The sequence below is a fragment of the Vibrio bathopelagicus genome, assembly GCF_014879975.1.
Taxonomy (GTDB): Bacteria; Pseudomonadota; Gammaproteobacteria; order Enterobacterales; family Vibrionaceae; genus Vibrio; species Vibrio bathopelagicus.
The window spans coordinates 330,140-345,069 of sequence record NZ_CP062500.1; the positions used below are offsets into that span (position 1 = coordinate 330,140).

The 14,930-nt window shown below is 49.2% G+C and carries 5 tRNA genes and 8 rRNA genes; all 13 read left to right on the plus strand.

From position 1 onward, the window contains the following. Positions 1-286 precede the first annotated feature (286 nt). The 13 genes from IHV80_RS01630 to IHV80_RS01690 all read left to right on the plus strand — a co-directional run bounded on the left by IHV80_RS01630 (position 287) and on the right by IHV80_RS01690 (position 14,739). A 23S ribosomal RNA gene (locus IHV80_RS01630) occupies positions 287-3,180 on the plus strand. 92 nt (positions 3,181-3,272) lie between these two features. Next, positions 3,273-3,388 (plus strand): 5S ribosomal RNA (gene rrf, locus IHV80_RS01635). A gap of 377 nt (positions 3,389-3,765) precedes the next feature. Further along, positions 3,766-5,320 (plus strand): 16S ribosomal RNA (locus tag IHV80_RS01640). A gap of 67 nt (positions 5,321-5,387) precedes the next feature. Beyond that, positions 5,388-5,463 (plus strand) — tRNA-Glu (locus IHV80_RS01645). A gap of 302 nt (positions 5,464-5,765) precedes the next feature. After that, positions 5,766-8,659 (plus strand): 23S ribosomal RNA (locus IHV80_RS01650). A gap of 94 nt (positions 8,660-8,753) precedes the next feature. After that, a 5S ribosomal RNA gene (gene rrf, locus IHV80_RS01655) occupies positions 8,754-8,869 on the plus strand. A gap of 389 nt (positions 8,870-9,258) precedes the next feature. Further along, a 16S ribosomal RNA gene (locus IHV80_RS01660) occupies positions 9,259-10,813 on the plus strand. Positions 10,814-10,880: 67 nt separating this feature from the next. After that, positions 10,881-10,957, plus strand: a tRNA-Ile gene (locus tag IHV80_RS01665). A gap of 21 nt (positions 10,958-10,978) precedes the next feature. Then, positions 10,979-11,054, plus strand: a tRNA-Ala gene (locus IHV80_RS01670). Between the two features lie 300 nt (positions 11,055-11,354). Then, positions 11,355-14,248 (plus strand): 23S ribosomal RNA (locus tag IHV80_RS01675). 94 nt (positions 14,249-14,342) lie between these two features. After that, positions 14,343-14,458, plus strand: a 5S ribosomal RNA gene (gene rrf / locus IHV80_RS01680). Together the 16S, 23S and 5S rRNA genes with 5 tRNA genes alongside form the textbook arrangement of a ribosomal RNA operon. A 67-nt stretch (positions 14,459-14,525) precedes the next feature. Next, positions 14,526-14,602 (plus strand) — tRNA-Asp (locus tag IHV80_RS01685). 60 nt (positions 14,603-14,662) lie between these two features. Next, positions 14,663-14,739 (plus strand) — tRNA-Trp (locus IHV80_RS01690). Positions 14,740-14,930 lie beyond the last annotated feature (191 nt).

Consider the following 14,930-nt stretch of genomic DNA (forward strand, 5'->3'; position numbering starts at 1 on the left):
TTAATAACGTAAGTTATTGATTAAAGCTTTTTGCTTTATGCTCTTTAACAATTTGGAAAGCTGACTGATTTGATTACTTACGAGTAATTCAAATCAAATTTAAAAGTTCTCAATGTTTATCTTTCATTAGATAAACACAACAAACACATTCAAGTGTCTTGTATTCGAATCAAATTTATTTGATTCACAATTGAGTCCGGCAAACAGTTATCAAGAATTAACCCTTCTTGATGACAACCAAAAACCTTGGTTAGTTGCCATACACTAAGACCCTTTCGGGTTGTATGGTTAAGTGACTAAGCGTACACGGTGGATGCCTTGGCAGTCAGAGGCGATGAAAGACGTAATAACTTGCGATAAGCCCAGATTAGGTAGTAATAACCTTTTGAGTCTGGGATTTCTGAATGGGGAAACCCACGTGCATAAGCACGTATCCTGTTGTGAATACATAGCAACAGGAGGCAAACCGGGGGAACTGAAACATCTAAGTACCCCGAGGAAGAGAAATCAACCGAGATTCCGAAAGTAGCGGCGAGCGAAATTGGATTAGCCCTTAAGCTTTTAATGATGCAGGTGAAGAGTCTGGAAAGTCTCGCAATAAAGGGTGATAGCCCCGTAACCGACACATCATAATCAGTGAAATCGAGTAGGGCGGGACACGTGATATCCTGTCTGAATATGGGGGGACCATCCTCCAAGGCTAAATACTACTGACTGACCGATAGTGAACCAGTACCGTGAGGGAAAGGCGAAAAGAACCCCTGTGAGGGGAGTGAAATAGAACCTGAAACCGTGTACGTACAAGCAGTAGGAGCACCTTCGTGGTGTGACTGCGTACCTTTTGTATAATGGGTCAGCGACTTAATTTTAGTAGCAAGGTTAACCGTTTAGGGGAGCCGTAGGGAAACCGAGTCTTAACTGGGCGTACAGTTGCTAGGATTAGACCCGAAACCAGGTGATCTAGCCATGGGCAGGTTGAAGGTTGAGTAACATCAACTGGAGGACCGAACCGACTAATGTTGAAAAATTAGCGGATGACTTGTGGCTAGGGGTGAAAGGCCAATCAAACCTGGAGATAGCTGGTTCTCCCCGAAAGCTATTTAGGTAGCGCCTCGGACGAATACTACTGGGGGTAGAGCACTGTTAAGGCTAGGGGGTCATCCCGACTTACCAACCCTTTGCAAACTCCGAATACCAGTAAGTACTATCCGGGAGACACACGGCGGGTGCTAACGTCCGTCGTGGAGAGGGAAACAACCCAGACCGCCAGCTAAGGTCCCAAAGTATAGCTAAGTGGGAAACGATGTGGGAAGGCTCAGACAGCCAGGATGTTGGCTTAGAAGCAGCCATCATTTAAAGAAAGCGTAATAGCTCACTGGTCGAGTCGGCCTGCGCGGAAGATGTAACGGGGCTAAGCTATACACCGAAGCTGCGGCTACGTACCTTAGGGTATGTGGGGTAGGGGAGCGTTCTGTAAGCCGTTGAAGGTGGTCTGTAAGGGCTGCTGGAGGTATCAGAAGTGCGAATGCTGACATGAGTAACGATAAAGGGAGTGAAAAACTCCCTCGCCGGAAGACCAAGGGTTCCTGTCCAACGTTAATCGGGGCAGGGTAAGTCGACTCCTAAGGCGAGGCCGAAAGGCGTAGTCGATGGGAAACGGGTTAATATTCCCGTACTTCTTACAATTGCGATGGGGGGACGGAGAAGGCTAGGTGGGCCTGGCGACGGTTGTCCAGGTTCAAGTATGTAGGCGGAAAGTTTAGGTAAATCCGGACTTTCTTTAACGCTGAGATACGATGTCGAGCTACTACGGTAGTGAAGTCATTGATGCCATGCTTCCAGGAAAAGCCTCTAAGCTTCAGATTGTAAGGAATCGTACCCCAAACCGACACAGGTGGTCGGGTAGAGAATACCAAGGCGCTTGAGAGAACTCGGGTGAAGGAACTAGGCAAAATGGTACCGTAACTTCGGGAGAAGGTACGCTCTTATCAGTGAAGTCCCTTGCGGATGGAGCAGACGAGAGTCGCAGATACCAGGTGGCTGCAACTGTTTATTAAAAACACAGCACTGTGCAAAATCGTAAGATGACGTATACGGTGTGACGCCTGCCCGGTGCCGGAAGGTTAATTGATGGGGTTAGACTTCGGTCGAAGCTCTTGATCGAAGCCCCGGTAAACGGCGGCCGTAACTATAACGGTCCTAAGGTAGCGAAATTCCTTGTCGGGTAAGTTCCGACCTGCACGAATGGCGTAATGATGGCCACGCTGTCTCCACCCGAGACTCAGTGAAATTGAAATCGCTGTGAAGATGCAGTGTACCCGCGGCTAGACGGAAAGACCCCGTGAACCTTTACTACAGCTTGGCACTGAACATTGAACCTACATGTGTAGGATAGGTGGGAGACTATGAAACCGCGTCGCTAGATGTGGTGGAGTCGTCCTTGAAATACCACCCTTGTAGTTTTGATGTTCTAACGTTGGCCCCTGAATCGGGGTTACGGACAGTGCCTGGTGGGTAGTTTGACTGGGGCGGTCTCCTCCCAAAGAGTAACGGAGGAGCACGAAGGTGGGCTAAACACGGTTGGACATCGTGTGGTTAGTGCAATGGCATAAGCCCGCTTGACTGCGAGAATGACAATTCGAGCAGGTGCGAAAGCAGGTCATAGTGATCCGGTGGTTCTGAATGGAAGGGCCATCGCTCAACGGATAAAAGGTACTCCGGGGATAACAGGCTGATACCGCCCAAGAGTTCATATCGACGGCGGTGTTTGGCACCTCGATGTCGGCTCATCACATCCTGGGGCTGAAGTCGGTCCCAAGGGTATGGCTGTTCGCCATTTAAAGTGGTACGCGAGCTGGGTTTAGAACGTCGTGAGACAGTTCGGTCCCTATCTGCCGTGGGCGTTGGAAAATTGAAAGGGGCTGCTCCTAGTACGAGAGGACCGGAGTGGACGAACCTCTGGTGTTCGGGTTGTCATGCCAATGGCATTGCCCGGTAGCTAAGTTCGGAATCGATAACCGCTGAAAGCATCTAAGCGGGAAGCGAGCCTTGAGATGAGTTTTCCCTGACGCTATAAGCGTCCTAAAGGGTTGTCGTAGACTACGACGTTGATAGGCAGGGTGTGTAAGTGCTGCGAGGCATTGAGCTAACCTGTACTAATTGCCCGTGAGGCTTAACCATACAACACCCAAGGGGTTTTGTGGACTCAAAGACAGACCTTGAATGAGTTTGAAGAGACACTTTTAGATTAGCTTTCCGAATTTTAAAATTTGCTTGGCGACCATAGCATTGTGGACCCACCTGATTCCATGCCGAACTCAGAAGTGAAACACAATAGCGCCGATGGTAGTGTGGGGTTTCCCCATGTGAGAGTAGGACATCGCCAGGCTTTAATTTCGACTTTGTCTAGTTTCTAGACAAGTCACCATAGAGTTCTAAGTTTCTTAGAGTTTTATGTTGACTTTCAAAGTGGAAAGCGTATTATACGCGTCCTGCTTACGTGCTAAGGCACTGAAAGCAAAGCTCTTTAACAATTTAAACCTATCAATCTGTGTGGGCACTCGTTGATAAATATCAAAACGTTTTATCGTTAGATAAAACAGATTCTTCGGAATCAAACTTGATTTCAATGAACTGAGTGACCAATACGTTTAACTACTTGTAGTTAATCGGCACAGTCAATTCATTACCATTCTGTTGGAATGGTAATAGCTTTAAAATTACATAGTAGTTTTGAAGTCAGTATTCGTTGAGTCACAAAATCTTAAATTGAAGAGTTTGATCATGGCTCAGATTGAACGCTGGCGGCAGGCCTAACACATGCAAGTCGAGCGGAAACGACACTAACAATCCTTCGGGTGCGTTAATGGGCGTCGAGCGGCGGACGGGTGAGTAATGCCTAGGAAATTGCCTTGATGTGGGGGATAACCATTGGAAACGATGGCTAATACCGCATAATGCCTACGGGCCAAAGAGGGGGATCTTCGGACCTCTCGCGTCAAGATATGCCTAGGTGGGATTAGCTAGTTGGTGAGGTAATGGCTCACCAAGGCGACGATCCCTAGCTGGTCTGAGAGGATGATCAGCCACACTGGAACTGAGACACGGTCCAGACTCCTACGGGAGGCAGCAGTGGGGAATATTGCACAATGGGCGAAAGCCTGATGCAGCCATGCCGCGTGTATGAAGAAGGCCTTCGGGTTGTAAAGTACTTTCAGTTGTGAGGAAGGGGGTAGTGTTAATAGCGCTATCTCTTGACGTTAGCAACAGAAGAAGCACCGGCTAACTCCGTGCCAGCAGCCGCGGTAATACGGAGGGTGCGAGCGTTAATCGGAATTACTGGGCGTAAAGCGCATGCAGGTGGTTCATTAAGTCAGATGTGAAAGCCCGGGGCTCAACCTCGGAACTGCATTTGAAACTGGTGAACTAGAGTGCTGTAGAGGGGGGTAGAATTTCAGGTGTAGCGGTGAAATGCGTAGAGATCTGAAGGAATACCAGTGGCGAAGGCGGCCCCCTGGACAGACACTGACACTCAGATGCGAAAGCGTGGGGAGCAAACAGGATTAGATACCCTGGTAGTCCACGCCGTAAACGATGTCTACTTGGAGGTTGTGGCCTTGAGCCGTGGCTTTCGGAGCTAACGCGTTAAGTAGACCGCCTGGGGAGTACGGTCGCAAGATTAAAACTCAAATGAATTGACGGGGGCCCGCACAAGCGGTGGAGCATGTGGTTTAATTCGATGCAACGCGAAGAACCTTACCTACTCTTGACATCCAGAGAAGCCAGCGGAGACGCAGGTGTGCCTTCGGGAGCTCTGAGACAGGTGCTGCATGGCTGTCGTCAGCTCGTGTTGTGAAATGTTGGGTTAAGTCCCGCAACGAGCGCAACCCTTATCCTTGTTTGCCAGCGAGTAATGTCGGGAACTCCAGGGAGACTGCCGGTGATAAACCGGAGGAAGGTGGGGACGACGTCAAGTCATCATGGCCCTTACGAGTAGGGCTACACACGTGCTACAATGGCGCATACAGAGGGCAGCAAGCTAGCGATAGTGAGCGAATCCCAAAAAGTGCGTCGTAGTCCGGATTGGAGTCTGCAACTCGACTCCATGAAGTCGGAATCGCTAGTAATCGTGAATCAGAATGTCACGGTGAATACGTTCCCGGGCCTTGTACACACCGCCCGTCACACCATGGGAGTGGGCTGCAAAAGAAGTGGGTAGTTTAACCTTTCGAGGAGGACGCTCACCACTTTGTGGTTCATGACTGGGGTGAAGTCGTAACAAGGTAGCCCTAGGGGAACCTGGGGCTGGATCACCTCCTTATACGAAGATATTTACGATGAGTGTCCACACAGATTGATTAGGTTTAGAAAGTAAAAGAGATACTAGTGTCCCGTTCGTCTAGAGGCCTAGGACACCGCCCTTTCACGGCGGTAACAGGGGTTCGACTCCCCTACGGGATACCATCTTTAAGTATTCTCTTCTATCAGAGTATTTAAAAATGGTTCATTTATGAATCAAGCTCTTTAACAATTTGGAAAGCTGACTGATTTGATTACTTACGAGTAATTCAAATCAAATTTAAAAGTTCTCAATGTTTATCTTTCATTAGATAAACACAACAAACACATTCAAGTGTCTTGTATTCGAATCAAATTTATTTGATTCACAATTGAGTCCGGCAAACAGTTATCAAGAATTAACCCTTCTTGATGACAACCAAAAACCTTGGTTAGTTGCCATACACTAAGACCCTTTCGGGTTGTATGGTTAAGTGACTAAGCGTACACGGTGGATGCCTTGGCAGTCAGAGGCGATGAAAGACGTAATAACTTGCGATAAGCCCAGATTAGGTAGTAATAACCTTTTGAGTCTGGGATTTCTGAATGGGGAAACCCACGTGCATAAGCACGTATCCTGTTGTGAATACATAGCAACAGGAGGCAAACCGGGGGAACTGAAACATCTAAGTACCCCGAGGAAGAGAAATCAACCGAGATTCCGAAAGTAGCGGCGAGCGAAATTGGATTAGCCCTTAAGCTTTTAATGATGCAGGTGAAGAGTCTGGAAAGTCTCGCAATAAAGGGTGATAGCCCCGTAACCGACACATCATAATCAGTGAAATCGAGTAGGGCGGGACACGTGATATCCTGTCTGAATATGGGGGGACCATCCTCCAAGGCTAAATACTACTGACTGACCGATAGTGAACCAGTACCGTGAGGGAAAGGCGAAAAGAACCCCTGTGAGGGGAGTGAAATAGAACCTGAAACCGTGTACGTACAAGCAGTAGGAGCACCTTCGTGGTGTGACTGCGTACCTTTTGTATAATGGGTCAGCGACTTAATTTTAGTAGCAAGGTTAACCGTTTAGGGGAGCCGTAGGGAAACCGAGTCTTAACTGGGCGTACAGTTGCTAGGATTAGACCCGAAACCAGGTGATCTAGCCATGGGCAGGTTGAAGGTTGAGTAACATCAACTGGAGGACCGAACCGACTAATGTTGAAAAATTAGCGGATGACTTGTGGCTAGGGGTGAAAGGCCAATCAAACCTGGAGATAGCTGGTTCTCCCCGAAAGCTATTTAGGTAGCGCCTCGGACGAATACTACTGGGGGTAGAGCACTGTTAAGGCTAGGGGGTCATCCCGACTTACCAACCCTTTGCAAACTCCGAATACCAGTAAGTACTATCCGGGAGACACACGGCGGGTGCTAACGTCCGTCGTGGAGAGGGAAACAACCCAGACCGCCAGCTAAGGTCCCAAAGTATAGCTAAGTGGGAAACGATGTGGGAAGGCTCAGACAGCCAGGATGTTGGCTTAGAAGCAGCCATCATTTAAAGAAAGCGTAATAGCTCACTGGTCGAGTCGGCCTGCGCGGAAGATGTAACGGGGCTAAGCTATACACCGAAGCTGCGGCTACGTACCTTAGGGTATGTGGGGTAGGGGAGCGTTCTGTAAGCCGTTGAAGGTGGTCTGTAAGGGCTGCTGGAGGTATCAGAAGTGCGAATGCTGACATGAGTAACGATAAAGGGAGTGAAAAACTCCCTCGCCGGAAGACCAAGGGTTCCTGTCCAACGTTAATCGGGGCAGGGTAAGTCGACTCCTAAGGCGAGGCCGAAAGGCGTAGTCGATGGGAAACGGGTTAATATTCCCGTACTTCTTACAATTGCGATGGGGGGACGGAGAAGGCTAGGTGGGCCTGGCGACGGTTGTCCAGGTTCAAGTATGTAGGCGGAAAGTTTAGGTAAATCCGGACTTTCTTTAACGCTGAGATACGATGTCGAGCTACTACGGTAGTGAAGTCATTGATGCCATGCTTCCAGGAAAAGCCTCTAAGCTTCAGATTGTAAGGAATCGTACCCCAAACCGACACAGGTGGTCGGGTAGAGAATACCAAGGCGCTTGAGAGAACTCGGGTGAAGGAACTAGGCAAAATGGTACCGTAACTTCGGGAGAAGGTACGCTCTTATCAGTGAAGTCCCTTGCGGATGGAGCAGACGAGAGTCGCAGATACCAGGTGGCTGCAACTGTTTATTAAAAACACAGCACTGTGCAAAATCGTAAGATGACGTATACGGTGTGACGCCTGCCCGGTGCCGGAAGGTTAATTGATGGGGTTAGACTTCGGTCGAAGCTCTTGATCGAAGCCCCGGTAAACGGCGGCCGTAACTATAACGGTCCTAAGGTAGCGAAATTCCTTGTCGGGTAAGTTCCGACCTGCACGAATGGCGTAATGATGGCCACGCTGTCTCCACCCGAGACTCAGTGAAATTGAAATCGCTGTGAAGATGCAGTGTACCCGCGGCTAGACGGAAAGACCCCGTGAACCTTTACTACAGCTTGGCACTGAACATTGAACCTACATGTGTAGGATAGGTGGGAGACTATGAAACCGCGTCGCTAGATGTGGTGGAGTCGTCCTTGAAATACCACCCTTGTAGTTTTGATGTTCTAACGTTGGCCCCTGAATCGGGGTTACGGACAGTGCCTGGTGGGTAGTTTGACTGGGGCGGTCTCCTCCCAAAGAGTAACGGAGGAGCACGAAGGTGGGCTAAACACGGTTGGACATCGTGTGGTTAGTGCAATGGCATAAGCCCGCTTGACTGCGAGAATGACAATTCGAGCAGGTGCGAAAGCAGGTCATAGTGATCCGGTGGTTCTGAATGGAAGGGCCATCGCTCAACGGATAAAAGGTACTCCGGGGATAACAGGCTGATACCGCCCAAGAGTTCATATCGACGGCGGTGTTTGGCACCTCGATGTCGGCTCATCACATCCTGGGGCTGAAGTCGGTCCCAAGGGTATGGCTGTTCGCCATTTAAAGTGGTACGCGAGCTGGGTTTAGAACGTCGTGAGACAGTTCGGTCCCTATCTGCCGTGGGCGTTGGAAAATTGAAAGGGGCTGCTCCTAGTACGAGAGGACCGGAGTGGACGAACCTCTGGTGTTCGGGTTGTCATGCCAATGGCATTGCCCGGTAGCTAAGTTCGGAATCGATAACCGCTGAAAGCATCTAAGCGGGAAGCGAGCCTTGAGATGAGTTTTCCCTGACGCTATAAGCGTCCTAAAGGGTTGTCGTAGACTACGACGTTGATAGGCAGGGTGTGTAAGTGCTGCGAGGCATTGAGCTAACCTGTACTAATTGCCCGTGAGGCTTAACCATACAACACCCAAGGGGTTTTGTGGACTCAAAGACAGACCTTGAATGAGTTTGAAGAGACACTTTTAGATTATAGCTTTCCGAATTTTAAAATTTGCTTGGCGACCATAGCATTGTGGACCCACCTGATTCCATGCCGAACTCAGAAGTGAAACACAATAGCGCCGATGGTAGTGTGGGGTTTCCCCATGTGAGAGTAGGACATCGCCAGGCTTTAATTTCGACTTTGTCTAGTTTCTAGACAAGTCACCATAGAGTTCTAAGTTTCTTAGAGTTTTATGTTGACTTTCAAAGTGGAAAGCGTATTATACGCGTCCTGCTTATGTGCTAAGGCGCTGAAAGCAAAGCTCTTTAACAATTTAAACCTATCAATCTGTGTGGGCACTCGTTGATGAATATCAAAACGTTTTATCGTTAGATAAAACAGATTCTTCGGAATCAAAATTGATTTCAATGAACTGAGTGACCAATACGAATAACTTCGGTTATTTGGCACAGTCAATTCATTACCATTCTGTTGGAATGGTAATAGCTTTAGAATTACATGTTTACTTCGGTAAATATTAGTTTTGAAGTCAGTATTCGTTGAGTCACAAAATCTTAAATTGAAGAGTTTGATCATGGCTCAGATTGAACGCTGGCGGCAGGCCTAACACATGCAAGTCGAGCGGAAACGACATTATTGAATCTTCGGAGGATTTAATGGGCGTCGAGCGGCGGACGGGTGAGTAATGCCTAGGAAATTGCCTTGATGTGGGGGATAACCATTGGAAACGATGGCTAATACCGCATAATGCCTACGGGCCAAAGAGGGGGATCTTCGGACCTCTCGCGTCAAGATATGCCTAGGTGGGATTAGCTAGTTGGTGAGGTAATGGCTCACCAAGGCGACGATCCCTAGCTGGTCTGAGAGGATGATCAGCCACACTGGAACTGAGACACGGTCCAGACTCCTACGGGAGGCAGCAGTGGGGAATATTGCACAATGGGCGAAAGCCTGATGCAGCCATGCCGCGTGTATGAAGAAGGCCTTCGGGTTGTAAAGTACTTTCAGTTGTGAGGAAGGGGGTAACGTTAATAGCGTTATCTCTTGACGTTAGCAACAGAAGAAGCACCGGCTAACTCCGTGCCAGCAGCCGCGGTAATACGGAGGGTGCGAGCGTTAATCGGAATTACTGGGCGTAAAGCGCATGCAGGTGGTTCATTAAGTCAGATGTGAAAGCCCGGGGCTCAACCTCGGAACTGCATTTGAAACTGGTGAACTAGAGTGCTGTAGAGGGGGGTAGAATTTCAGGTGTAGCGGTGAAATGCGTAGAGATCTGAAGGAATACCAGTGGCGAAGGCGGCCCCCTGGACAGACACTGACACTCAGATGCGAAAGCGTGGGGAGCAAACAGGATTAGATACCCTGGTAGTCCACGCCGTAAACGATGTCTACTTGGAGGTTGTGGCCTTGAGCCGTGGCTTTCGGAGCTAACGCGTTAAGTAGACCGCCTGGGGAGTACGGTCGCAAGATTAAAACTCAAATGAATTGACGGGGGCCCGCACAAGCGGTGGAGCATGTGGTTTAATTCGATGCAACGCGAAGAACCTTACCTACTCTTGACATCCAGAGAAGCCAGCGGAGACGCAGGTGTGCCTTCGGGAGCTCTGAGACAGGTGCTGCATGGCTGTCGTCAGCTCGTGTTGTGAAATGTTGGGTTAAGTCCCGCAACGAGCGCAACCCTTATCCTTGTTTGCCAGCGAGTAATGTCGGGAACTCCAGGGAGACTGCCGGTGATAAACCGGAGGAAGGTGGGGACGACGTCAAGTCATCATGGCCCTTACGAGTAGGGCTACACACGTGCTACAATGGCGCATACAGAGGGCAGCAAGCTAGCGATAGTGAGCGAATCCCAAAAAGTGCGTCGTAGTCCGGATTGGAGTCTGCAACTCGACTCCATGAAGTCGGAATCGCTAGTAATCGTGAATCAGAATGTCACGGTGAATACGTTCCCGGGCCTTGTACACACCGCCCGTCACACCATGGGAGTGGGCTGCAAAAGAAGTGGGTAGTTTAACCTTTCGAGGAGGACGCTCACCACTTTGTGGTTCATGACTGGGGTGAAGTCGTAACAAGGTAGCCCTAGGGGAACCTGGGGCTGGATCACCTCCTTATACGAAGATATTTACGATGAGTGTCCACACAGATTGATTAGGTTTAGAAAGTAAAAGAGACGATATTGGGTCTGTAGCTCAGCTGGTTAGAGCGCTCGCCTGATAAGCGGGAGGTCGGTGGTTCGAGTCCACTCAGACCCACCAATATCGACTAGAAACAAAGATGGGGCTATAGCTCAGCTGGGAGAGCGCCTGCCTTGCACGCAGGAGGTCTGCGGTTCGATCCCGCATAGCTCCACCATCTTTAAGTGTTTTTATTTGAAAATATTTAGAAATGGTTCATTTATGAATCAAGCTCTTTAACAATTTGGAAAGCTGACTGATTTGATTACTTACGAGTAATTCAAATCAAATTTAAAAGTTCTCAATGTTTATCTTTCATTAGATAAACACAACAAACACATTCAAGTGTCTTGTATTCGAATCAAATTTATTTGATTCACAATTGAGTCCGGCAAACAGTTATCAAGAATTAACCCTTCTTGATGACAACCAAAAACCTTGGTTAGTTGCCATACACTAAGACCCTTTCGGGTTGTATGGTTAAGTGACTAAGCGTACACGGTGGATGCCTTGGCAGTCAGAGGCGATGAAAGACGTAATAACTTGCGATAAGCCCAGATTAGGTAGTAATAACCTTTTGAGTCTGGGATTTCTGAATGGGGAAACCCACGTGCATAAGCACGTATCCTGTTGTGAATACATAGCAACAGGAGGCAAACCGGGGGAACTGAAACATCTAAGTACCCCGAGGAAGAGAAATCAACCGAGATTCCGAAAGTAGCGGCGAGCGAAATTGGATTAGCCCTTAAGCTTTTAATGATGCAGGTGAAGAGTCTGGAAAGTCTCGCAATAAAGGGTGATAGCCCCGTAACCGACACATCATAATCAGTGAAATCGAGTAGGGCGGGACACGTGATATCCTGTCTGAATATGGGGGGACCATCCTCCAAGGCTAAATACTACTGACTGACCGATAGTGAACCAGTACCGTGAGGGAAAGGCGAAAAGAACCCCTGTGAGGGGAGTGAAATAGAACCTGAAACCGTGTACGTACAAGCAGTAGGAGCACCTTCGTGGTGTGACTGCGTACCTTTTGTATAATGGGTCAGCGACTTAATTTTAGTAGCAAGGTTAACCGTTTAGGGGAGCCGTAGGGAAACCGAGTCTTAACTGGGCGTACAGTTGCTAGGATTAGACCCGAAACCAGGTGATCTAGCCATGGGCAGGTTGAAGGTTGAGTAACATCAACTGGAGGACCGAACCGACTAATGTTGAAAAATTAGCGGATGACTTGTGGCTAGGGGTGAAAGGCCAATCAAACCTGGAGATAGCTGGTTCTCCCCGAAAGCTATTTAGGTAGCGCCTCGGACGAATACTACTGGGGGTAGAGCACTGTTAAGGCTAGGGGGTCATCCCGACTTACCAACCCTTTGCAAACTCCGAATACCAGTAAGTACTATCCGGGAGACACACGGCGGGTGCTAACGTCCGTCGTGGAGAGGGAAACAACCCAGACCGCCAGCTAAGGTCCCAAAGTATAGCTAAGTGGGAAACGATGTGGGAAGGCTCAGACAGCCAGGATGTTGGCTTAGAAGCAGCCATCATTTAAAGAAAGCGTAATAGCTCACTGGTCGAGTCGGCCTGCGCGGAAGATGTAACGGGGCTAAGCTATACACCGAAGCTGCGGCTACGTACCTTAGGGTATGTGGGGTAGGGGAGCGTTCTGTAAGCCGTTGAAGGTGGTCTGTAAGGGCTGCTGGAGGTATCAGAAGTGCGAATGCTGACATGAGTAACGATAAAGGGAGTGAAAAACTCCCTCGCCGGAAGACCAAGGGTTCCTGTCCAACGTTAATCGGGGCAGGGTAAGTCGACTCCTAAGGCGAGGCCGAAAGGCGTAGTCGATGGGAAACGGGTTAATATTCCCGTACTTCTTACAATTGCGATGGGGGGACGGAGAAGGCTAGGTGGGCCTGGCGACGGTTGTCCAGGTTCAAGTATGTAGGCGGAAAGTTTAGGTAAATCCGGACTTTCTTTAACGCTGAGATACGATGTCGAGCTACTACGGTAGTGAAGTCATTGATGCCATGCTTCCAGGAAAAGCCTCTAAGCTTCAGATTGTAAGGAATCGTACCCCAAACCGACACAGGTGGTCGGGTAGAGAATACCAAGGCGCTTGAGAGAACTCGGGTGAAGGAACTAGGCAAAATGGTACCGTAACTTCGGGAGAAGGTACGCTCTTATCAGTGAAGTCCCTTGCGGATGGAGCAGACGAGAGTCGCAGATACCAGGTGGCTGCAACTGTTTATTAAAAACACAGCACTGTGCAAAATCGTAAGATGACGTATACGGTGTGACGCCTGCCCGGTGCCGGAAGGTTAATTGATGGGGTTAGACTTCGGTCGAAGCTCTTGATCGAAGCCCCGGTAAACGGCGGCCGTAACTATAACGGTCCTAAGGTAGCGAAATTCCTTGTCGGGTAAGTTCCGACCTGCACGAATGGCGTAATGATGGCCACGCTGTCTCCACCCGAGACTCAGTGAAATTGAAATCGCTGTGAAGATGCAGTGTACCCGCGGCTAGACGGAAAGACCCCGTGAACCTTTACTACAGCTTGGCACTGAACATTGAACCTACATGTGTAGGATAGGTGGGAGACTATGAAACCGCGTCGCTAGATGTGGTGGAGTCGTCCTTGAAATACCACCCTTGTAGTTTTGATGTTCTAACGTTGGCCCCTGAATCGGGGTTACGGACAGTGCCTGGTGGGTAGTTTGACTGGGGCGGTCTCCTCCCAAAGAGTAACGGAGGAGCACGAAGGTGGGCTAAACACGGTTGGACATCGTGTGGTTAGTGCAATGGCATAAGCCCGCTTGACTGCGAGAATGACAATTCGAGCAGGTGCGAAAGCAGGTCATAGTGATCCGGTGGTTCTGAATGGAAGGGCCATCGCTCAACGGATAAAAGGTACTCCGGGGATAACAGGCTGATACCGCCCAAGAGTTCATATCGACGGCGGTGTTTGGCACCTCGATGTCGGCTCATCACATCCTGGGGCTGAAGTCGGTCCCAAGGGTATGGCTGTTCGCCATTTAAAGTGGTACGCGAGCTGGGTTTAGAACGTCGTGAGACAGTTCGGTCCCTATCTGCCGTGGGCGTTGGAAAATTGAAAGGGGCTGCTCCTAGTACGAGAGGACCGGAGTGGACGAACCTCTGGTGTTCGGGTTGTCATGCCAATGGCATTGCCCGGTAGCTAAGTTCGGAATCGATAACCGCTGAAAGCATCTAAGCGGGAAGCGAGCCTTGAGATGAGTTTTCCCTGACGCTATAAGCGTCCTAAAGGGTTGTCGTAGACTACGACGTTGATAGGCAGGGTGTGTAAGTGCTGCGAGGCATTGAGCTAACCTGTACTAATTGCCCGTGAGGCTTAACCATACAACACCCAAGGGGTTTTGTGGACTCAAAGACAGACCTTGAATGAGTTTGAAGAGACACTTTTAGATTATAGCTTTCCGAATTTTAAAATTTGCTTGGCGACCATAGCATTGTGGACCCACCTGATTCCATGCCGAACTCAGAAGTGAAACACAATAGCGCCGATGGTAGTGTGGGGTTTCCCCATGTGAGAGTAGGACATCGCCAGGCTTTAAATTAAATCTTTAGGTTGACCGACCTGGAGATATGGACGCTCACTTAGTGAGTTGACCACTGCGGAGTGGTAGTTCAGTTGGTTAGAATACCGGCCTGTCACGCCGGGGGTCGCGGGTTCGAGTCCCGTCCACTCCGCCACTTATTCGATAACCTCGCCTAGTGCGAGGTTTTTTCGAATCTGAAGTAAGATAAAGTTTTAGGGGTGTAGCTCCAATTGGCAGAGCAGCGGATTCCAAATCCGCGTGTTGGGAGTTCGAATCTCTCCACCCCTGCCATATTTAAAGCCTCAGCAGAAATGCTGGGGCTTTTTTACGTCTGTTTGCTTCTACGAAGCAATCTTGGGAGAAGAACTAGGCTCTCCCCTGGCGCGCCAGCTCGGTCGAATCTCTATATTTAAGGCTCTAGACTGCGCGCCCCGGTAGAAAGACTAGAGCCTTTTTGTTTTCTTTCAGTCTTACATCACTCA